Below are 18,805 nucleotides of genomic sequence, written 5' to 3' on the forward strand. Positions count from 1 at the left end.
CATCCGGACGCCCCTTTCTGACGTACACCCGTTGTATCTATCCTGTGCGCATGTCGTCCGCTCCCGCCTCCGCCGTCACGCCCGCCCCAGCCCCCGCCAAGCGGCCGGCCGCAGCCGACCGCGTCTACATGCACGTCAAGCAGGCCGTACTCGACCGGCGGTACGAGGGCGGGACGCTCCTCACCGAGGGCGAGCTGGCCGAGGCCGTCGGGGTGTCGCGCACGCCCGTGCGCGAGGCGCTGCTGAAGCTCGAAGTGGAAGGGCTCATCCGGCTCTACCCCAAGAAGGGCGCCCTCGTCCTCGCCGTCTCCGCGCAGGAGACCGCCGACGTGGTCGAAACCCGGCTGCTCGTCGAGGAGTTCGCCGTCCGCAGGGCCGTCCCCGCGCCCGGGCGGCTGATCGCACGGCTCGAAGAGCTCCTGGAGGAGCAGAAGGCGAACGCGGCGGCCGGCGACCTCGCCGCCGTCGCCGTCACCGACCGCTGCTTCCACGCCGAGATCGTCCGCAACGCCGGGAACGAGATCCTCTCCCGGCTCTACGACCAGATGCGCGACCGGCAGCTGCGGATGGGCGTCGCCGTGATGCACGCCCAGCCCGACCGGATCGCCAAGAACATCGCCGAGCACGAGGAGATGCTGGAGGCCATCCGGGCCGGGGACGCCGAGCGCGCCGCGCACTGTGTGCGCCAGCACCTGAGCTGGGTCAAGGTCCTGGTCCGGGGTGAGGAGCGATGAGCCCGACCGCATCAGGGGCGAGCGCCTCCCTCCCCGGTGACCCTCCAGGAGGGCGCCGCGCCGCCCTCGTCTGGGGCATCGGCGTCGGCGTCTACTTCGTCGCCGTCATCTTCCGCACCAGCCTCGGCGTCGCCGGGCTCGACGCCGCCGACCGCTTCGACGTCAACGCCTCGGCGCTGTCCACCTTCTCCATACTCCAGCTGCTCGTCTACGCGGGCATGCAGATACCCGTCGGCCTCATGGTCGACCGCCTCGGCACCAAGAAGGTGCTCACCCTGGGCGTCGTGCTCTTCACGGCCGGGCAGCTCGGCTTCGCGCTCTCGCCCTCGTACGGCACCGCCCTCGCCTCCCGCGCCCTGCTCGGCTGCGGCGACGCGATGACGTTCATCAGCGTCCTGCGGCTCGGCTCGCGCTGGTTCCCCGCCCGGCGCGGCCCGCTGATAGCCCAGGTCGCGGCGCTCTTCGGGATGGCGGGCAACCTGGTCTCCACCGTCGTCATCTCCCGCTCGCTGCACGGGATCGGCTGGACGCAGACCTTCGCGGGCAGCTCGCTCGCCGGAGTGGTCGTCCTCGTCCTGCTGCTCCTGTTCCTGCGCGACCACCCCGAGGGCCACGAGCCCGCGCCCGTCACGCACGCCGGGGCCGCCTACGTACGCCGCCAGATCGCCCAGTCCTGGCGCGAGCCGGGGACGCGCCTGGGGATGTGGGTGCACTTCACCACGCAGTTCCCGGCCATGGTGTTCCTGCTGCTGTGGGGGATGCCGTACCTGGTCGAGGCGCAGGGGCACGCGCGGGGGACGGCCGGCGAGCTGCTGACCCTGGTCGTGCTCTCCAACATGGTGGTGGGCCTGGTGTTCGGGCAGGTCATCGCCCGCCACCACGCGGCCCGCGCACCGCTCGCCCTCGGCACGGTCGGGGCGACCGCCGCGCTGTGGGCCGCCGCCATCGCCTACCCGGCGCCGCACACGCCGATGTGGCTGCTGATCACCCTCTGCGTGGTGCTCGGCGCGTGCGGCCCGGCCTCGATGATCGGGTTCGACTTCGCCCGCCCGGCCAACCCGCCGGAGCGGCAGGGCACGGCCTCCGGAATCGTCAACATGGGTGGTTTCACCGCCTCGATGACGACGCTGCTCGCGGTGGGCGTGCTGCTCGACGCGACCGGCGACGACTACCGGATCGCGTTCGCCTCGGTGTTCGTCCTTCAGGCGCTGGGCATCACCCAGATCCTGCGGCTGCGCGGCCGCGCAGCGCACCGCGAGCGGGAACGCCTGGTGGCGAGCAGGGTGGAGGCGGTGCACGTACCGGCGTGATCGGTACGGCGGTTCCTTACGGCGTCACCGCGAAGTCCCGCAGGATCGCCGCCGCCAGCTCCTGGTCGCCCTCGGTCTTCACCCGGTCCGCGACGGCGTGCGGGCGCACCCGGCCGCAGGCCAGGCGTACGAACGTCTCCCAGTCCAGCGCGATCGTGGCGAGCGGGCCGAGCGAGGGCGCGCCGTCGATGGTGCCGTGCCCGTCGGCGTCGACCCGTACCGTACGCAGGAACTCGACCGGCCCGTGGATGTCGAAGACGACCGCCGAGTTCGGCGGGGCGCCCGCGTCCTTGGCGACGACTCTCGGCAGGGTGTGCAGCAGGATGTCGCGGGCGACGTACGCGCCCGGCGAGTCGAGGTTGCCCGGCTTGCCCAGCGCCCACCGCAGGTCCTGCTCGTGCACCCACACGTCGAACGCCCGCATCCGCAGCGCCAGTTCCAGGGTCTGCTCGGCGCCGAGCGGGGCACGGACCATGGTGTCGGGGGCCCGGTTCTCGTTGCGCAGCTGCCGCGCCCGGCGGATGACCGTGTACTCCAGCTCCGAGGTCATCTCCGGCGCGGTGTGGTGCCGGCGCACATCGACCTGCATCTCCATGTAGCGCGCGAACTCACTCTGTACGTGGTAGAGATCGCGCGGCAGGGTGTGGATCGGGCGCGGGTCGCCGAGCTGTTCGCACTCCATCCCGATGATGTGCGACACGATGTCGCGCACCGACCAGGCCGGGCACGGCGTGGCGCGGTTCCACTCCCCCTCGACGAGCGGCATCACCAGCTCGGTTATCGCCTCGATGGAGTGGGTCCAGGCGTCGGCGTAGGTCTGGAGGCTGGGATGGACGGTCACGGGACCCCTCGGCGGTTCTGTACGTACGCGGGCTGGGCGCTGTGGCAGTTAAGTTACGCTGCCGAAAGGCACCCCGGCAGTGCTTTCGTGTGACGATCGTAGGCCCGTGTTGACAACTCGAATGCCAGGACGGTGGTAGTGTGCGCGCCTCCCTCATCCAATTCGGTGTAGACCCCCAGGAATCGGTCGATTCCCGCAGGCAGCGGGCGGCTTCGCTGGTACGCGAGCAGTCGGGCGCCGACCTCGTGGTGCTGCCGGAGCTGTGGACCGTGGGCGCCTTCGCGTACGAGAGCTTCGCGGCCGAGGCGGAACGGGCGGCTGACGGACCGACGCATGAGGCCATGTCAAAGGCCGCGCGGGACGCGGGCGTCTGGCTGCACGCGGGCTCCATCCCCGAGCGCGGCGCGGACGGCGGCCTCTACAACACCTCCCTGGTCTTCTCGCCCGAGGGCGAACTGACGGCCACTTACCGGAAGATCCACCGCTTCGGCTTCGACCAGGGCGAGGCGGTGCTGATGAGCGCGGGCGCCGACCTGGTCACGGTCGCGCTGCCGGGGACCACGCTGGGCCTGGCGACCTGCTACGACCTGCGCTTCCCCGAGCTGTTCCGGGGCCTGGTCGACGCGGGCGCCCAGACCTTCGTGATCCCGGCCGGCTGGCCCGCCCGGCGCCTGGCGCACTGGACGCTGCTCGCGCGGGCGCGCGCGGTCGAGAACCAGGCGTACGTCCTGGCCTGCGGCACCGGCGGCAGCCACGCGGGCGTCCCGCAGGCGGGCCACAGCATCGTGGTCGACCCGTGGGGCGAGGTCCTGGCGGAGGCGGGCGAGGACGAGGAGGTCCTCACGGTCGAGCTGGACGAGGAGAAGGTGGCGGCGGTGCGGGAGCAGTTCCCGGCGCTGAAGGACCGGCGGCTGGGGATGCGGACGCCGGGGGCGTGACGTTCGCCGGGGGCGTGGCGTGAGCCATCGGAAGTCGCCGTGGTGGAGCGGATCCCGTCAGCGGACAGCCGGCCGTGTCGTGCAGGCGTGACCTGGTGTTCATGGGCGGGTGGCAAGCTTGAAGCATGAACGATGCCGCCCCGGCGCCCGCCCCCGCGCCCCGCCGTGCCCGTGTCCGCGCCCCCGAGCTGATCGGCAAGGGCGGCTGGCTGAACACCGGTGATCAGCAGTACACCCTCGCCGACCTGCGGGGGAGGATCGTCATCCTCGATTTCTGGACGTTCTGCTGCATCAACTGCCTGCACGTCCTGGACGAGCTGCGGGAGCTGGAGGAGAAGCACCGCGACACCGTGGTGATCATCGGGGTGCACTCGCCGAAGTTCGTGCACGAGGCCGACCACCAGGCCGTCGTCGACGCCGTGGAGCGCTACCAGGTGCACCACCCGGTCCTGGACGACCCGGAGCTGGCGACCTGGAAGCAGTACGCGGTACGGGCCTGGCCCACGCTCGTCGTGATCGACCCCGAGGGGTACATCGTCGGCCAGCACGCGGGCGAGGGGCATGCTCACGCCATCGCGAAGCTGGTGGAGGAGCTGGAGGCCGAGCACACGGCGAAGGGGACGCTGCGGCGCGGCGACGGGCCGTACGTGCCGCCGGAGCCGGAGGCGACCGACCTGCGCTTCCCCGGCAAGGCCGTGCTGCTGCCCGGCTCGGGCACCTTCCTGGTCTCCGACTCGACGCGGCACCAGCTGGTGGAGCTGGAGCCGGACGGCGAGACGGTGGTGCGCCGGATCGGCGACGGCGAGTTCAAGGAGCCGCAGGGTCTCGCGCTGCTGCCGGACGGCCGCGTGATCGTCGCGGACACGGTCAACCACGCGCTGCGGGTCTTCGACCCGGAGACGGGTGCGGTGGTACGGGTCGCGGGCACCGGCAAGCAGTGGTGGCAGGGCTCGCCCACGTCCGGGCCCGCCCTTGAGGTGGACCTCTCCTCGCCGTGGGACGTCGCCTGGTGGCAGGGCAAGGTGTGGATCGCCATGGCCGGGGTGCACCAGCTGTGGACGTACGACCCGGAGGCGGGCACGGTCGAGGTCGCGGCCGGGACGACGCAGGAGGGCCTGGTCGACGGCCCGGCCGCCGAGGCGTGGTTCGCGCAGCCGTCGGGCCTCGCGGCCGACGGGGACCGGCTGTGGGTGGCCGACTCGGAGAACTCGGCGCTGCGGTACGTGTCCCGCGACGGTTCGGGTTACGTGGTGGGCACGGCGGTCGGGACCGGGCTCTTCGACTTCGGGCACCGGGACGGGGAGGCGGGGCAGGCGCTGCTCCAGCACCCGCTGGGCGTGACGGTCCTGCCGGACGGTTCGGTGGCGCTGTCCGACACGTACAACCACGCGCTGCGCCGCTACGACCCGGCGTCCGGGGAGGTCACCACGCTCGCCACGGACCTGCGCGAGCCGAGCGACGCGGTGCTCGTCGGGGACGACATCGTGGTGGTCGAGTCCGCTCGGCACCGGCTGACGCGGCTGCGGCTGCCGGAAGCGGCGGTACGGGTGGACGCGGTGGCGCACCGTACGCAGCGGGCGGCGACGGAGGTTTCGCCCGGCACGCTCCGCCTGGACGTGGTCTTCCAGGCGCCGTCCGGCCAGAAGCTGGACACGCGCTACGGCCCGTCGACGCGGCTGATCGTGTCCTCGACGCCGGCGGAGCTGCTGGTGTCCGGGGACGGGACGGGGACGGACCTGTCCCGTGAGCTGACGCTGAACCCGTCGGTGGCGGAGGGCGTCCTCCATGTCTCCGCGATGGCGGCGTCCTGCGACGACGACCCGTCGAACGAGTACCCGGCGTGTCATGTGCACCAGCAGGACTGGGGGGTGCCGGTGCGGTTGGTGCCGGGGGCGACGTCACGCTTGCCGCTGGTCCTGGCGGGCCTGGACGCTTGAGCCCCGCCCCGCCCCTTCCCTAAACCCTCCGGGGGTGTGGGTGGGGGTGGAGGTGGCTCTCCCGGGGCTACGCCCCGGACCCCGTCGCGGGGCCTGCGGCCGCGGGGCCTGCGGCCCCTGCACCCCGCTTCGTTCGTCTGCGGACCGTCTGTGGCTGGTCGCGCAGTTCCCCGCGCCCCTGAAGCGCCCCTGCGGGGCGCCCCTATAGGGGCGCGGGGAACTGCGCGAGCAACCCTCCACGGTCCGCAGACGAAGCAAGGGGGTCCGGGGCGCAGCCCCCGGCAGCCCGCCTCGACCCACCACCCGGCCGCCCGCCAGAGGGCCTTCGGGAAGGGGCGGGGTGGGGGATCAGCCCTGCAAGAACGACAGCAGCGCGTTCGCCAGCAGGTACGGGTCGTCCGCCCCGCACAGTTCGCGCGCGCTGTGCATCGACAGGATCGCCACCCCGATGTCGACCGTCTGGATGCCGTGGCGGGCCGCGGTGATCGGGCCGATCGTCGTCCCGCACGGCATCGCGTTGTTGGACACGAAGTGCTGCCACGGCACCCCCGCCCGCTCGCAGGCCGCCGCGAACACCGCCCGGCCCGAACCGTCCGTCGCGTAACGCTGGTTGACGTTCACCTTCAGGATCGGGCCGCCGTTGGCGCGCGGGTGGTGCGTCGGGTCGTGGCGCTCCGCGTAGTTGGGGTGGATGGCGTGGCCGGTGTCGGAGGACAGGCACACCGTGCCCGCGAAGGCGCGCGCCTTGTCCTCGTACGTCCCGCCCCGCGCGAACACCGAACGCTCCAGGACCGTGCCGAGCAGCGGCCCGTCCGCGCCCGTGTCCGCCTGCGAGCCGTTCTCCTCGTGGTCGAAGGCCGCCAGGACCGGGATGTACGGCAGCTCCGAGGAAGCGGACGCCGCCAGCGCCGCCGCGCCCGCGTGCACCGAGATCAGGTTGTCCATCCGGGGCCCGGCGAGGAGCTCCTTGTCCCGGCCCAGGTACGACGGCGGCTCGATCGAGTGCACCATCAGGTCCCACCCGGTGACCTCGCCCTCGGCGAGCCCCGCCTCCTGCTCCAGGAAGCGGATGAGGTCGCCCTCGGCGACGTCCCCGAGGCCCCAGATCGGCTGGAGGTGCTTCTGCCGGTCCAGCTTGAGGCCGTCGTTGGCCGAGCGGTCGAGGTGGATCGCCAGTTGGGGGACGCGCAGCAGCGCGCGGTCCACGTTCACCAGGACGTTCGATCCGTCGCGCAGCGTCAGGCGGCCCGCCAGGCCCAGGTCCCGGTCCAGCCAGGTGTTCAGGAGCGTCCCGCCGTAGACCTCGACGGCGATCTGGCGCCAGCCGTACGCCCCCGTGTCCGGCAGCGGCTTGACCCGCAGGTTGGGCGAGTCGGTGTGCGCGCCCACGATCCGGAACGGGGTGTGCGCCGCCGCGCCCTCCGGCACGTACCACGCGATGATCGCGCCGCCCCGCAGCACGTACTTCCCGCCGCTGGTGGCGTCCCACGCGTCCGTCTCCCGCACCTGCTGGAAGCCGGCCTTCTCCAGCCGCGCGGCCGCGTTCGCCACCGCGTGGTACGGCGACGGGCTCGCCGCGAGGAAGGACATCAGGTCGTCGGTGTGTCCGCGGTCGAAGCGGGAGGGTGTGCTCATGCGTTCACCTTAACCAGGGGCACCGACAGACAAGGGCCCGCTTCCCCAGCGGGAAGCGGGCCCTACGTCCGGCGGCCTGGAAGGAGGCCGGGGGACGGTCTAGAAGGCGGCCTCGTCGAGCTCCATCAGGGAGTTGTCGACGGTCTCGGCCAGCGCGCGGGCGGTGCCGACGCCCGGCAGGACGTTCGCGGCGAAGAACTTCGCGGCGGCGATCTTGCCGGTGTAGAAGGCGACGTCCTTGCCGGAGGCGGTCGGCAGCTTCTCGGCGGCGACGGCAGCGCTCTTGAGGAGCAGGTAGCCGACGACGACGTCACCGGACGCCATCAGCAGGCGGGTGGTGTTGAGGCCCACCTTGTAGATGTTCTTGACGTCCTCGCCGGTGGCGGTCAGGTCGGTGATCATCGTGCCGACGATCGCCTCCAGGTCCACCGCGGCCTTGGCCAGCGAGTCCAGCGCGCCGCCCAGCTCCCCGTGGCCCGACTGCTCGGCGAGGAACTTCTTGATCTCCTCGGAGAGGAGGTTGAGCGAGGCGCCCTGGTCGCGGACGATCTTCCGGAAGAAGAAGTCCTGGCCCTGGATCGCCGTGGTGCCCTCGTAGAGGGTGTCGATCTTGGCGTCGCGGATGTACTGCTCGATCGGGTACTCCTGCAGGTACCCGGACCCGCCGAAGGTCTGGAGCGACTCGTGCGAGAGCTTCTCGTACGACTTCTCCGAGCCGTAGCCCTTCACGATCGGCAGCAGCAGGTCGTTCAGGCCGACGAGGGACTTCGCGTCCTCGCCCGCGGCCTCCTTGACCTGGATCGCGTCCTGGACGGCGGCGGTGTAGAGCACGAGGGAGCGCATGCCCTCGGCGTACGCCTTCTGCGTCATCAGGGAGCGGCGCACGTCCGGGTGGTGAGTGATCGTCACCTTGGGCGCGGTCTTGTCCATGAACTGGGACAGGTCCGAGCCCTGGACGCGCTCCTTGGCGTACTCAAGGGCGTTGAGGTAACCCGTCGAGAGCGTCGCGATGGCCTTCGTGCCGACCATCATGCGGGCGAACTCGATGATCATGAACATCTGGCGGATGCCGTCGTGCTTGTCGCCGATCAGCCAGCCCTTGGCGGGGTGCTGGTCGCCGAAGGTCATCTCGCACGTGTTGGAGGCCTTGAGGCCCATCTTGTGCTCGACGTTCGTCGCGTACACGCCGTTGCGCTCGCCCAGCTCGCCGGTCTCCCAGTCGAAGTGGAACTTCGGGACCAGGAAGAGGGAGAGGCCCTTGGTGCCGGGGCCGTGGCCCTCGGGGCGGGCGAGGACGTAGTGGAGGATGTTCTCCTCCATGTCGTGCTCACCGGAGGTGATGAAGCGCTTCACGCCCTCGATGTGCCAGGAGCCGTCCTCCTGCTGCACGGCCTTGGTGCGGCCGGCGCCGACGTCCGAACCGGCGTCCGGCTCGGTCAGCACCATCGTGGAGCCCCAGCGCTTCTCGACGGCGATCTCGGCGACCTTCTTCTGCGCCTCGTTGCCCTCCTCGAAGAGGATGCCCGCGAAGGCCGGACCCGAGGAGTACATCCAGATGGCCGGGTTGGCGCCCAGGAGCAGCTCGGCGTAGGCCCAGATGAGGGAGCGCGGCGAAACGGTGCCGCCGATCTCCTCCGGCAGGCCCAGGCGCCAGTACTCGCTGTCCATGAACGCCTTGTAGGAGCTCTTGAAGGACGCCGGGACCGGCGCGGTGTTGGTCTCCGGGTCGAACACCGGCGGGTTGCGGTCGGCGTCGGCGAAGGAGTCGGCCAGCTCGTTCTCGGCGAGACGCGCGATCTCGTCGAGGATGGTCTTGGCGGTGTCGACGTCCATCTCGGCGAACGGGCCGGTGCCGTACAGCTTGTCGCGTCCGAGGACCTCGAAGAGGTTGAACTCGATGTCGCGGAGATTCGACTTGTAGTGCCCCATGGCGACGGCTCCGTAAGCAGGATCGGTTACATCTCTACCAGCAAGTAGCTACGATGATGCTACCCGTCGGTAATAAGACGCAACCCCTCTGGGCCCATATGTGGCGCACTACTCTTGCGCCCATGTACGGCTACGACCAGAACCAGGGTGCTCAGCAGCAGTACGCCCAGCCGCAGCAGCCTTCCTACGGGGAGCAGCCGCTGTACCCCGAGCCGTCGCCGCCCTCGCTCGCGGACGCGGTGCGGGCGTTCACCACGGGCTCGCTCTCGGCCGAGGACTTCCAGCAGATCTTCGCGGGCTCGAAGGTCTACTGCCCGCGCGGCGACAACCCCGGCTTCCTGGCCCTGCACAACACCCAGCAGCCGGTCATCCCGATGTTCACGTCGCTCAAGGAGCTGCGGCGGTACGCGGGCAAGGAGTCCAAGTACTTCGTGATCACCGGCGCGGAGGTCATCGACCTGCTCCCGACCGGGTACGGCTTCGTCCTCGACATGGAGGGCGACCACCGGATGGTGTTCGACGCGAAGGCGGTCGAGCAGATGGTGGACTTCGCGATGCGGCGGATGTACGGCTGAGGCGGCTCGGGCCGGCTGAGCCTGTCGCGGCCGATTTCCGGCCGATTTTACGGGGGTGGGCGCCCCCGGAACCCCTTGCGCGGCGGGTGTGGGACCCCTCCGGGAATGGCCATGCCTTGCCGACTGTTCACCATTCAACTACTTTGGATGCTGAGCATCCCGCGAGGAGGGCCGTCCCATGCCTGCAGTGACCGTCGAAAACCCGTTGACCCTGCCGCGCGTGGCCGCGCCGGAGGGTGCGGTGCCGCGTCCCGTGCTCGCCGTCAGCACGGCGCCGGCCGGCTTCGAGGGGGAGGGGTTCCCGGTGCGGCGCGCGTTCGCCGGGATCAACTACCAGTACCTGGACCCGTTCATCATGATGGACCAGATGGGTGAGGTGGAGTACGCGCCGGGCGAGCCCAAGGGCACGCCGTGGCACCCGCACCGGGGCTTCGAGACGGTGACGTACCTGATCGACGGGACCTTCGTCCACCAGGACAGCAACGGTGGCGGCGGCACGATCATGAACGGCGACACGCAGTGGATGACGGCCGGGTCCGGCCTGCTCCACATCGAGGCGCCGCCGGAGTCCCTGGTCACCTCGGGCGGGCTCTTCCACGGCCTCCAGCTGTGGGTGAACCTGCCGGCGGCGGACAAGATGATGGACCCGCGCTACCAGGACATCCGGGGCGGCCAGGTCCAGCTGCTCACCTCGCCGGACGGGGGTGCGCTGCTGCGCGTGATCGCGGGCTCGCTGGACGGCCACGAGGGGCCGGGCATCACCCACACCCCCATCACGATGATCCACGCGACGATCCGTCCGGGCGCGGAGGTCACGCTGCCCTGGCGGTCGGACTTCAACGGGCTGGCGTACGTGCTGGCGGGGCGGGGGTCGGTGGGTACGGCCCGTCGTCCCGTCCACATGGGCCAGACGGCGGTCTTCGGCGAGGGCGACTCGCTCACCGTCCGTGCGGACGAGAAGCAGGACGGGCATACGCCGGATCTGGAGGTCGTGCTGCTCGGTGGCCGCCCGATCCGTGAGCCGATGGCGCACTACGGGCCGTTCGTGATGAACACGCGCGAGGAGCTGCAGAAGGCGTTCGACGACTTCCAGCAGGGGCGGTTGGGGACGATCCCGGCGGTCCACGGCATGTGAGGGTTTCCCCACCCCGCCCCTTCCCGAAAGCCCTCTGGCGGGCGGCCGGGGGGCTGCGCCCCTGGACCCCGTTCGGCTGCGGGCCGGTGGGGGCTGAGCGCGCAGTTCCCCGCGCCCCTAAAAGTGCGCCCCTGCGGGGCGCCCCGGGGATGCCGCGCAGCGGCATTTGAGGGGCGCGGGGAACTGCGCGAGCAACCCACCACTCACCCGCAGACGAACCCCGGGCCAAAAAAGGCCGGCACCCGGGCGGGCGCGTCCCGCGGGCGTGGGGGGACCGGGCGTGGTGCGCTGGGCGGGTGGACAGCGCCAAGCCACTTCTCCCCGAGCCCGCCCGCCGCGTCGCCGCCTGGTGCGTCGTCGTGCTGCTCGTCACCGGTGTCGCCGCCGTCGCCATCTGGCTGTGCGTGGTGTTCAAGACCGCCGTCACCCCCGTACTGCTCGCCCTGCTCGGCACGGCCCTCCTCGGGCCCGTCTTCCGGCAGCTGCTGAAGCTGCGGATGAAGCGGTCCCTCGCCGCGGGACTCACCTGCGTCGCCCTCGTCGCCGTCGTCGGCGGCGCCGGGTACGTCGTCGTCAGCGCCCTCATCGACACGGGCGATCAGATCATCGAGTCCCTGCGACAAGCCGGGCAGTGGCTCGCCGATCACTTCGGGGTCGCCAGCGGCGACGGCGTGTCCAGCGTCGCCGACAACGCCAAGAAGCTCCTCGGGAAGTTCGGCGCCACCGCCGCCTCGGGGCTGCTCACCGGCCTCAGCATCGTCGGCTCGCTCATCGCCACCGGTGTTCTCTCTCTGCTTCTGACGTTCTTTTTCCTCAAGGACTCCGATCGGGCCGTCCATCTCGCCCACTCCCTCGCCCCTCGCGGCAGCGGGCCCGTCGTCGAGGCCATGGCCCGGCGCGCCTTCGAGGCCGTCGAAGGGTTCATGCGGGGAACCACGATCATCGCCCTCATCGACGCCCTCTGCATCACCGTCGGGCTGCTGATCCTCCGCGTCCCCGGCGCCGTCGGCCTCGGCGCGCTCGTCTTCATCGGCGCCTACATCCCCTACCTCGGCGCCTTCGTCTCCGGCGCCGTCGCCGTCCTGGTGGCGCTCGCCGACCGGGGGCTCGGCATCGCGCTCTGGACGCTCGGGGTCGTCCTCGCCGTACAGCAGTTGGAAGGGCACATCCTGCAACCCGTCATCCAGAGCCGGACCGTGCAGATGCATCCCGCGATGGTCATGATCGCCATCACCGCCGGGGCCAGCGTCGCCGGGCTGCTCGGGATGCTGCTCGCCGTGCCCGTCGCCGCCGCCGGGTTCGGCGTACTCGGCGAGCTGCGGAAGCGTTACGCCTCCGAGGAACCCCCGTCCGACCCGTCCGCCCCCTCGTAGAGCTCGAACCAGATCGACTTGCCCTCGCCCCTGGGGTCGACCCCCCAGCGGTCCGCGAGCATCTCCATCAGCACCAGGCCCCGCCCGCTGGACGCCATCTCGCCGGGGCGGCGCTTGTGCGGCAGGTCGTCGCTGGCGTCGGCCACCTCCACCCGCAGCGAGCGCGTGCCCGGCGTGCCGGTGGCCTCCGCGACCAGGAGCGCGTCGCCGTCCGTGTGGACCAGGACGTTGGTGACCATCTCGGAGACCATCAGCTCCGCCGCGTCCACCTGCTCCTCGTCCGCCCAGTCGTGCAGCAGCTCGCGCAGCTCGCGGCGCACCCCCGCGATGCGGTGCGGCTCGGCCTGGGCGACGGTCAGGGCGGTGCGGCGGGCCGGGAGGGCCCCGGCGCCCGGGACCGTCCCGCAGCCGCACACGTCGCTGTTGCGGCACAGCAGCAGCACCGCGATGTCGTCCTCGCGCCGGTCGGCCAGCGGGCCCACCGTGTGGTGCGAGGAGGGGCCGTGCACCGCCTGGACCAGCGCGTCCGCCAGCTTCTCCAGGCCGTCCCCGGTGTCCTCCTCCAGGACCGGGCGCAGCCGCGTCCAGCCCGAGGCCATGTCGTGGCCGCCGGTCTCGATCAGGCCGTCCGTGCAGATCATCATCGTCTCGCCCGGCTCCAGGACCAGACGGGTGGTGGGGTAGTCCGAGTCCGCCTCGATGCCCAGGGGGAGGCCGCCCGCCGTCTGGCGGATCAGCGCCGTGCCCTCGGCCGTGCGGATCACCGGGTCCGGGTGCCCGGCCCGGGCGATGTCGAGCGTGCCGGTCGCCGGGTCGACCTCGATGTAGAGGCAGGTCGCGAAGCGCGGGTGGTCGTCGTCCCCCGCGTACGACTCCCCGTACGACTCGGTGATCCCGTACAGGAAGCGCGAGGCGCGCGAGAGGACCGCGTCGGGGCGGTGGCCCTCGCTCGCGTACGCCCGCAGGGCGATGCGGAGCTGGCCCATCAGGCCCGCCGACCGTACGTCGTGGCCCTGGACATCGCCGATGACCAGGGCGAATCTGCCTGACGGCAGCGGGATCATGTCGTACCAGTCGCCGCCCACCTGGAGCCCGCCGCCGGTCGGCACATAGCGCGCGGCCACCGTCATCCCCGGGATCTCGGGGCCGAGCGTCGGCATCATCGAGCGCTGGAGGCCCAGCGACAGCTCCCGCTCGGACTCGGCCTCGCCCGCCCGCGCCAGCGCCTGGGCCAGCATGCGCGCCACCGTCGTCAGGACCGAGCGCTCGTCGGGCGTGAACGCCACCTGGTGCTTGAAGGCCGCCATCCAGGTGCCCATGGTCCGGCCGGCCACGATCAGCGGCAGGAACGCCCAGGACTGGCGGTCGAAGCGCCGGGCGAGCGGCCAGGTGGCCGGGTAGCGGCGGCGGTACTCCTCGGGGCTGGGGAGGTAGATGGCCCGGCCGGTCCGTACGACGTCGGCGGCCGGGTAGTCCGTGTCCAGCTGCATGTCCGCGAAGGGGCCGTCGTCGCCCGGGTTGTGCCCGTGGTGGCCGATGATCGAGAGGCGGTCGCCCGCCACGCCGAAGACGGCGAGCCCGTCCGGCGAGAAGCCCGGCATGGACAGGGAGGCCGCCACCCGCAGCACCTCGGCCGTGGAGCGGGCCTCGGCCAGCGCGCGGCCCGCGTCGAGCAGGAACGCCTCCCGGGAGCGGCGCCAGTCGCCGGTGATGGAGGTGTGCGCGGCGGTGGCGCCGGGCTGCGGCTCCGCGACCTCCTGGAGGGTGCCGACCAGCACGTAGTCCAGGCCGTCGGCGCTCTCCTTGCGCAGCGGTTTGGAGCGGCTCCGTACCGTACGCAGCACCCGGCCGTTCTCGTCCATGATCCGCATCCGGGCCTCGGCGAGGGTGCCCTCCGCGAGCGCCAGGGCCACGATCTGGTCGACCTCGTTCCAGTCGACCGGGTGGAAGCGGGAGCGCACGGCGGCCTCGGTGAGCTCGGCCCGCTCGGGGGGCAGGCCGAGCAGGCGGGCGGCCTCGGCGTCGAGCGTGACCGTTCCGGACGCGTTGTCCCAGCGCCACAGCCCGGTGGCGATCGCAGCCAGGACGTCCTCGGTGCGCATGATCCCCACTCTAGGCAGCCGGTTTTATACCGGCGAGAGGTGTTCGGCCCGGCCGGTAACCTGGAGGGACTGTTTCCCGCCTGTCACGCGAAGAACTGGATGAAGAAATGCATCGGTACAGGTCCCACACCTGCGGCGAGCTCCGCGCCTCCGACGTCGACGCCGACGTCCGGCTGAGCGGCTGGCTGCACAATCGCCGAGACCTGGGCGGCATCCTCTTCATCGATCTGCGCGACCACTACGGCATCACGCAGCTCGTCGCCCGCCCCGGCACGGCCGGCGCCGAGGTCCTGGACAAGCTCTCCAAGGAGACCGTCGTCCGGATCGACGGCAAGGTCGTCTCGCGCGGCGCGGAGAACGTGAACGCGGACCTGCCGACCGGCGAGGTCGAGATCGAGGTCGGCGAGGTCGAGGTGCTCGGCGCGGCAGGACCGCTGCCGTTCACGATCAACGCCGAGGACGGCGTCAACGAGGAGCGGCGCCTGGAGTACCGCTTCCTCGACCTGCGCCGCGAGCGCATGCACCGCAACATCATGCTGCGCTCGGCCGTCATCTCGGCGATGCGCCACAAGATGACCGCGCTCGGCTTCAACGAGATGGCGACCCCGATCCTCGCCGCGACCTCCCCCGAGGGCGCCCGCGACTTCGTCGTCCCGTCCCGCCTGAACCCCGGCAAGTTCTACGCGCTGCCGCAGGCCCCCCAGCAGTTCAAGCAGCTGCTGATGATCTCGGGCTTCGACCGCTACTTCCAGATCGCGCCCTGCTTCCGCGACGAGGACGCCCGCGCGGACCGCTCGCCGGGCGAGTTCTACCAGCTCGACATCGAGATGTCCTTCGTCGAGCAGGAGGACGTCTTCCAGCCGGTCGAGAAGCTCATGACCGAGCTGTTCGAGGAGTTCGGCGGCGGCCGCCACGTCACCTCGCCGTTCCCGCGCATCCCGTTCCGCGAGTCGATGCTGAAGTACGGCAACGACAAGCCGGACCTGCGCGCCAAGCTCGAACTCGTCGACATCACCGACGTCTTCGAGGGCTCGGAGTTCAAGGCGTTCGCGGGCAAGCACGTGCGCGCGCTGCCGGTGCCGGACGTCGCGGGCCAGTCCCGCAAGTTCTTCGACGGCCTGGGCGAGTACGCGGTGGAGCACGGCGCCAAGGGCCTGGCCTGGATCCGCGTCGGCGAGGACGGCACGTTCGCGGGCCCGATCGCCAAGTTCCTCACCGAGGAGAACGTCAAGGTCCTCACCGAGCGCCTGGGCCTGGCGGCCGGTCACGCCGTGTTCTTCGGCGCGGGCGAGTACGACGAGGTCTCCAAGATCATGGGCGCGGTCCGCGTCGAGGCCGCCAAGCGTGCCGGCCACTTCGAGGAGGGCGTCTTCCGGTTCTGCTGGATCGTCGACTTCCCGATGTACGAGAAGGACGAGGAGACCGGCAAGATCGACTTCTCGCACAACCCCTTCTCGATGCCGCAGGGCGGTCTGGAGGCCCTTCAGACCCAGGACCCGCTGGACGTCCTGGGCTGGCAGTACGACATCGTCTGCAACGGCATCGAGCTGTCCTCCGGCGCGATCCGCAACCACGAGCCCGACATCATGTTCAAGGCGTTCGAGGTCGCGGGCTACGACCGGGAGACCGTGGAGCGCGAGTTCTCCGGCATGCTCAAGGCGTTCCGCCTCGGCGCCCCGCCGCACGGCGGCATCGCCCCGGGCGTCGACCGCATCGTGATGCTGCTCGCGGACGAGCCCAACATCCGCGAGACGATCGCCTTCCCGCTGAACGGCAACGCGCAGGACCTGATGATGGGCGCGCCCAGCGAGCTGGAGGAGTCGCGTCTGCGCGAGCTCAACATCCAGCTCCGCAAGCCGGTCGCGGCCAAGGGCGCGGAGAAGTAAGCCCGGGGTTCGTCTGCGGGTGGTGCGTGGTTGCTCGCGCAGTTCCCCGCGCCCCTAAGGATGCCGCTGCGCGGCAATCCCCTTGGGCGCCCCGCAGACGAACGCACTCCTCGTACGGCGAAGGGCCCGGATCCACCACGGATCCGGGCCCTTCTTCGTGTCCGGGGCAACCCGTCCCGCACCCCACCGCGTTCGACAGGTGTGAGAGCCCGGACAGACAGACGAGGACACGACGATGGCCCCCGACGGACCCGACGGATTCGAGGAGTTCGTCGCCGCCCGGGGCCCCCGGCTGCTGCGGGTGGCCTGGCTGCTGACCGGCGACGCGCACCTGGCGGAGGACCTGCTCCAGACCGCGCTCGCCAAGGTCTGGCCGAAGTGGCACCGGATAGCCGACGACCACCCCGAGGCGTATCTGCGCAAGACGCTGGTGACCACCTACACCTCCTGGTGGCGGCGCCGCTGGCGGGGCGAGGTCCCGCACGGCGAACTCCCGGACGCCGCCGGGCAGTTCGACGCGTACGAGGGCGTGGACCTGGAGCAGTCGCTGGCGGCGGCCGTCCGCGCGCTGCCCGCCCGCCAGCGCGCGGTCGTGGTGCTGCGCTACTTCGAGGACCTGAGTGTCGAGGACGCGGCGGCCGTGCTCGGCTGCGCCCCGGGCACGGTCAAGAGCCAGGCCGCCAAGGCGCTGCGCACCCTGCGGGGGCTGCTGCCCGTACTGATCGAGGAGCGCCGTGACTGACGACCGTTTCCCCGGCTCCCCGGGGCCGCACGACGACGAGCGGGTGCTGCGGGTCCTGCTGGAGCGGGCCGTGCCCCGGCTGCCCGTCCCAGCGACCCGCCTGGACAAGGTGCGCGAGCGGCTGGCGCGGCGCAGACGGCGCAGGGCCGCCGGGGGCGCGGCCGTCGCGGTGGTCTCGCTGGTGGCGGCCGGCGCGCTGCTGCCGGACGCGCTGCGCACCGAGCCGGAGAAGGCGCCCCCCGCCGCGTCCCCGAAGGCGGTGACCGAACCCGCCGGGGTGCGGGTCTCCTTCCCCGAGCTCGGCGGTCTGGTGCTGCGGCTGCCCGCGTCCTGGGCCGCGCTGCGGCTGCCCGACGGGGTCGCGCAGAAGACCAAGACCCTGCCGTCCGGCTATGTGGCCGCGCAGCCGCTGCGGCCGTACGACGAGGCCTGCTCGGAGCTGAAGAAGCCCGACGGGTCCGGTGTGGCGTGCGAGCCGGTGGAGCGGCTGGCCCCCGGGGGCCTGCTGCTCTCGCTGTGGGGGCTGCCGGGCGGCAGGGACGGTAAGGAGGCGCTGCCGGCGGGGACGCCCATGGAACGCGCCCGGGACGTGCCGCCGGGCTGCCGGCAGCTGGGGGCCACCGCGTACTACACCACCACGCGCGCGACGGCGGACTCCACGACGGCGCTGTACGCCGCCCTGTGCGTCAACGGCACCGGGTCCGACCGGCGGGCCGCCGAGGTCAGCGCGCTCCTGGACAGCGCGACCTACGACCTCGCCCCGCCCACCGAGTCCCCCGCCCCCAAGGGGAGGGGTCGGTGACCGCCCCCGCCACCGACCGACCCGCGAAGAGAGGCTCCGCCATGTCCGTCCGTTGCGCCCGAAGTGCCTCGGTCGCCCTCGCGCTGGCGGCGCTGCTGCTCACCGGGTGCGGCCACAGCGGCGAGGGCGTCCGCGACGCGGGCGACGGCCCCGGCACGCTCGCGGACGTGAGCACCGACTCCGTCACCGACGCCGCCGGCGGCGCGCACGCCGGGCGGGCCGCGCCCGAACCCGTCCGCCCCCGCGAGATACCCGCGCTCGGCCACGCCACCCGCGCCCGCATCCCCGCCGCCAGCACCCAGGCGCTCGTCGTCACCGGTGAGGGAGCCGACGCCAGCCGGGCCACCGCCGTCCTCTACACCCGCGACCCGGTCCGGGGCTGGCTGCCCGCCGACGGGCCCTGGCCCGCCCGCAACGCGGCGCGCGGCTGGACCGCCGAGCACCACCTGGGCGATCTGCGCTCGCCCGTCGGGGTGTTCGGCCTCACCGACGCGGGCGGCCGCCTCGCCGACCCCGGCACCCGGCTGCCGTACGACCACAGGTCCGCCTTCACCGCAGACGGCACCGGCGTCGAGGGCGAGCCGCTCGCCGGGTCCTTCGACTACGTGGTCGCGGTCAACTACAACCGCAAGCCCGGCACCACCCCGCTGGACTGGACCCGCCCGCTCGGCGCCGAGCGGGGCGGCGGGATCTGGCTGCACGTCGACCACGGCGGCCCGACGCACGGCTGTGTGGCGCTGCCCCGGGAGCGGATGCGGCAGCTGCTGCGAACGCTGGATCCGGCGCGCACCCCGGTGGTCGTGATGGGGGACGCGGCGGCCCTGTCCCGCTGACTCCCTTCGCCCGCCCTCAGTCCTCGTCCCCGG

The 18,805-nt window shown here is 71.9% G+C and carries 15 protein-coding genes; 11 read left to right on the forward strand and 4 right to left on the reverse strand.

Features of this window, described 5'->3' with window-relative positions; genetic code table 11:
- Positions 1-50 precede the first annotated feature (50 nt).
- Both QIY60_RS13480 and QIY60_RS13485 read left to right on the forward strand, forming a co-directional pair.
- The gene (locus QIY60_RS13480) at positions 51-734 is read left to right on the forward strand and encodes a GntR family transcriptional regulator (protein WP_283142629.1); all 684 of its coding nucleotides are present in this window, start codon (positions 51-53) and stop codon (positions 732-734) included.
- Entirely contained in the window at positions 731-2,044 is a 1,314-nt protein-coding gene (locus QIY60_RS13485) for an MFS transporter (protein ID WP_283142630.1), read from the forward strand. The genes QIY60_RS13480 and QIY60_RS13485 overlap by 4 nt, the downstream gene beginning before the upstream one ends.
- A 16-nt stretch (positions 2,045-2,060) precedes the next feature.
- Here QIY60_RS13485 and QIY60_RS13490 read toward each other — a convergent pair whose 3' ends face one another.
- Entirely contained in the window at positions 2,061-2,885 is an 825-nt protein-coding gene (locus tag QIY60_RS13490) for a maleylpyruvate isomerase family mycothiol-dependent enzyme (RefSeq protein WP_283142631.1), read from the reverse strand.
- Between the two features lie 140 nt (positions 2,886-3,025).
- Between QIY60_RS13490 and QIY60_RS13495 the strand changes: the two genes are divergently transcribed.
- Both QIY60_RS13495 and QIY60_RS13500 read left to right on the forward strand, forming a co-directional pair.
- Complete coding sequence (locus QIY60_RS13495; RefSeq protein ID WP_283142632.1) at positions 3,026-3,823, forward strand: carbon-nitrogen family hydrolase; 798 nt, start codon at positions 3,026-3,028, stop codon at positions 3,821-3,823.
- Between the two features lie 125 nt (positions 3,824-3,948).
- Positions 3,949-5,760 carry an NHL domain-containing thioredoxin family protein gene (locus tag QIY60_RS13500; RefSeq protein ID WP_283142633.1) on the forward strand — a complete coding sequence of 604 codons (1,812 nt, stop codon included), beginning with the start codon at positions 3,949-3,951 and terminating at the stop codon, positions 5,758-5,760.
- 348 nt (positions 5,761-6,108) lie between these two features.
- Here QIY60_RS13500 and QIY60_RS13505 read toward each other — a convergent pair whose 3' ends face one another.
- Positions 6,109-7,395, reverse strand: a complete 1,287-nt coding sequence (locus QIY60_RS13505) for a M18 family aminopeptidase (RefSeq protein ID WP_283142634.1) — start codon at positions 7,393-7,395, stop codon at positions 6,109-6,111.
- Positions 7,396-7,494: 99 nt separating this feature from the next.
- The gene (locus tag QIY60_RS13510; protein WP_283142635.1) at positions 7,495-9,324 is read right to left on the reverse strand and encodes an acyl-CoA dehydrogenase; all 1,830 of its coding nucleotides are present in this window, start codon (positions 9,322-9,324) and stop codon (positions 7,495-7,497) included.
- Between the two features lie 122 nt (positions 9,325-9,446).
- On the opposite strand from QIY60_RS13510, the gene QIY60_RS13515 reads away from it, so the two are divergent.
- The 3 genes from QIY60_RS13515 to QIY60_RS13525 all read left to right on the forward strand — a co-directional run bounded on the left by QIY60_RS13515 (position 9,447) and on the right by QIY60_RS13525 (position 12,407).
- On the forward strand, positions 9,447-9,899 hold the full coding sequence (locus tag QIY60_RS13515) for an SseB family protein (protein ID WP_188276775.1): 453 nt from the start codon (positions 9,447-9,449) through the stop codon (positions 9,897-9,899).
- Positions 9,900-10,077: 178 nt separating this feature from the next.
- Positions 10,078-11,034 (forward strand): pirin family protein, encoded by a 957-nt coding sequence (locus QIY60_RS13520; RefSeq protein WP_283142636.1) that lies wholly within the window; start codon positions 10,078-10,080, stop codon positions 11,032-11,034.
- A 296-nt stretch (positions 11,035-11,330) separates the two neighbouring features.
- Positions 11,331-12,407: an AI-2E family transporter gene (locus QIY60_RS13525; RefSeq protein ID WP_283142637.1), complete on the forward strand. Its 1,077-nt coding sequence runs from the start codon at positions 11,331-11,333 to the stop codon at positions 12,405-12,407.
- Here QIY60_RS13525 and QIY60_RS13530 read toward each other — a convergent pair.
- On the reverse strand, positions 12,362-14,509 hold the full coding sequence (locus tag QIY60_RS13530; RefSeq protein WP_283142638.1) for a SpoIIE family protein phosphatase: 2,148 nt from the start codon (positions 14,507-14,509) through the stop codon (positions 12,362-12,364). The two genes, QIY60_RS13525 and QIY60_RS13530, sit on opposite strands and share 46 nt — an antisense overlap.
- A 107-nt stretch (positions 14,510-14,616) precedes the next feature.
- Here QIY60_RS13530 and aspS point away from each other — a divergent pair, with 107 nt between their 5' ends.
- From aspS to QIY60_RS13550, 4 genes are all read left to right on the forward strand, one after another.
- Complete coding sequence (aspS, locus tag QIY60_RS13535) at positions 14,617-16,395, forward strand: aspartate--tRNA ligase (RefSeq protein WP_283142639.1); 1,779 nt, start codon at positions 14,617-14,619, stop codon at positions 16,393-16,395.
- A gap of 235 nt (positions 16,396-16,630) precedes the next feature.
- Entirely contained in the window at positions 16,631-17,137 is a 507-nt protein-coding gene (locus QIY60_RS13540) for a SigE family RNA polymerase sigma factor (protein WP_283142640.1), read from the forward strand.
- Positions 17,130-17,939, forward strand: a complete 810-nt coding sequence (locus QIY60_RS13545; protein WP_283142641.1) for a hypothetical protein — start codon at positions 17,130-17,132, stop codon at positions 17,937-17,939. Before QIY60_RS13540 ends, QIY60_RS13545 begins: the two co-directional genes overlap by 8 nt.
- 41 nt (positions 17,940-17,980) lie before the next feature.
- Complete coding sequence (locus tag QIY60_RS13550) at positions 17,981-18,772, forward strand: L,D-transpeptidase family protein (protein ID WP_283142642.1); 792 nt, start codon at positions 17,981-17,983, stop codon at positions 18,770-18,772.
- The last annotated feature ends 33 nt before the right edge of the window (positions 18,773-18,805 follow it).

It is taken from the genome of Streptomyces sp. BPTC-684 (assembly GCF_030028635.1).
Lineage (GTDB): Bacteria > Actinomycetota > Actinomycetes > Streptomycetales > Streptomycetaceae > Streptomyces > Streptomyces noboritoensis.

What these genes read in the sequence shown, in the direction of transcription:
- QIY60_RS13480 (WP_283142629.1), top strand. Translation starts at nt 51, where the DNA reads ATGTCGTCCGCTCCCGCCTCCGCCGTCACGCCCGCCCCAGCCCCCGCC.
- QIY60_RS13485 (WP_283142630.1), top strand. Translation starts at nt 731, where the DNA reads ATGAGCCCGACCGCATCAGGGGCGAGCGCCTCCCTCCCCGGTGACCCT.
- QIY60_RS13500 (WP_283142633.1), top strand. Translation starts at nt 3,949, where the DNA reads ATGAACGATGCCGCCCCGGCGCCCGCCCCCGCGCCCCGCCGTGCCCGT.
- QIY60_RS13505 (WP_283142634.1), bottom strand. Translation starts at nt 7,395, where the DNA reads ATGAGCACACCCTCCCGCTTCGACCGCGGACACACCGACGACCTGATG.
- QIY60_RS13510 (WP_283142635.1), bottom strand. Translation starts at nt 9,324, where the DNA reads ATGGGGCACTACAAGTCGAATCTCCGCGACATCGAGTTCAACCTCTTC.
- QIY60_RS13515 (WP_188276775.1), top strand. Translation starts at nt 9,447, where the DNA reads ATGTACGGCTACGACCAGAACCAGGGTGCTCAGCAGCAGTACGCCCAG.
- QIY60_RS13520 (WP_283142636.1), top strand. Translation starts at nt 10,078, where the DNA reads ATGCCTGCAGTGACCGTCGAAAACCCGTTGACCCTGCCGCGCGTGGCC.
- QIY60_RS13530 (WP_283142638.1), bottom strand. Translation starts at nt 14,509, where the DNA reads ATGCGCACCGAGGACGTCCTGGCTGCGATCGCCACCGGGCTGTGGCGC.
- aspS (WP_283142639.1), top strand. Translation starts at nt 14,617, where the DNA reads ATGCATCGGTACAGGTCCCACACCTGCGGCGAGCTCCGCGCCTCCGAC.
- QIY60_RS13540 (WP_283142640.1), top strand. Translation starts at nt 16,631, where the DNA reads ATGGCCCCCGACGGACCCGACGGATTCGAGGAGTTCGTCGCCGCCCGG.
- QIY60_RS13550 (WP_283142642.1), top strand. Translation starts at nt 17,981, where the DNA reads ATGTCCGTCCGTTGCGCCCGAAGTGCCTCGGTCGCCCTCGCGCTGGCG.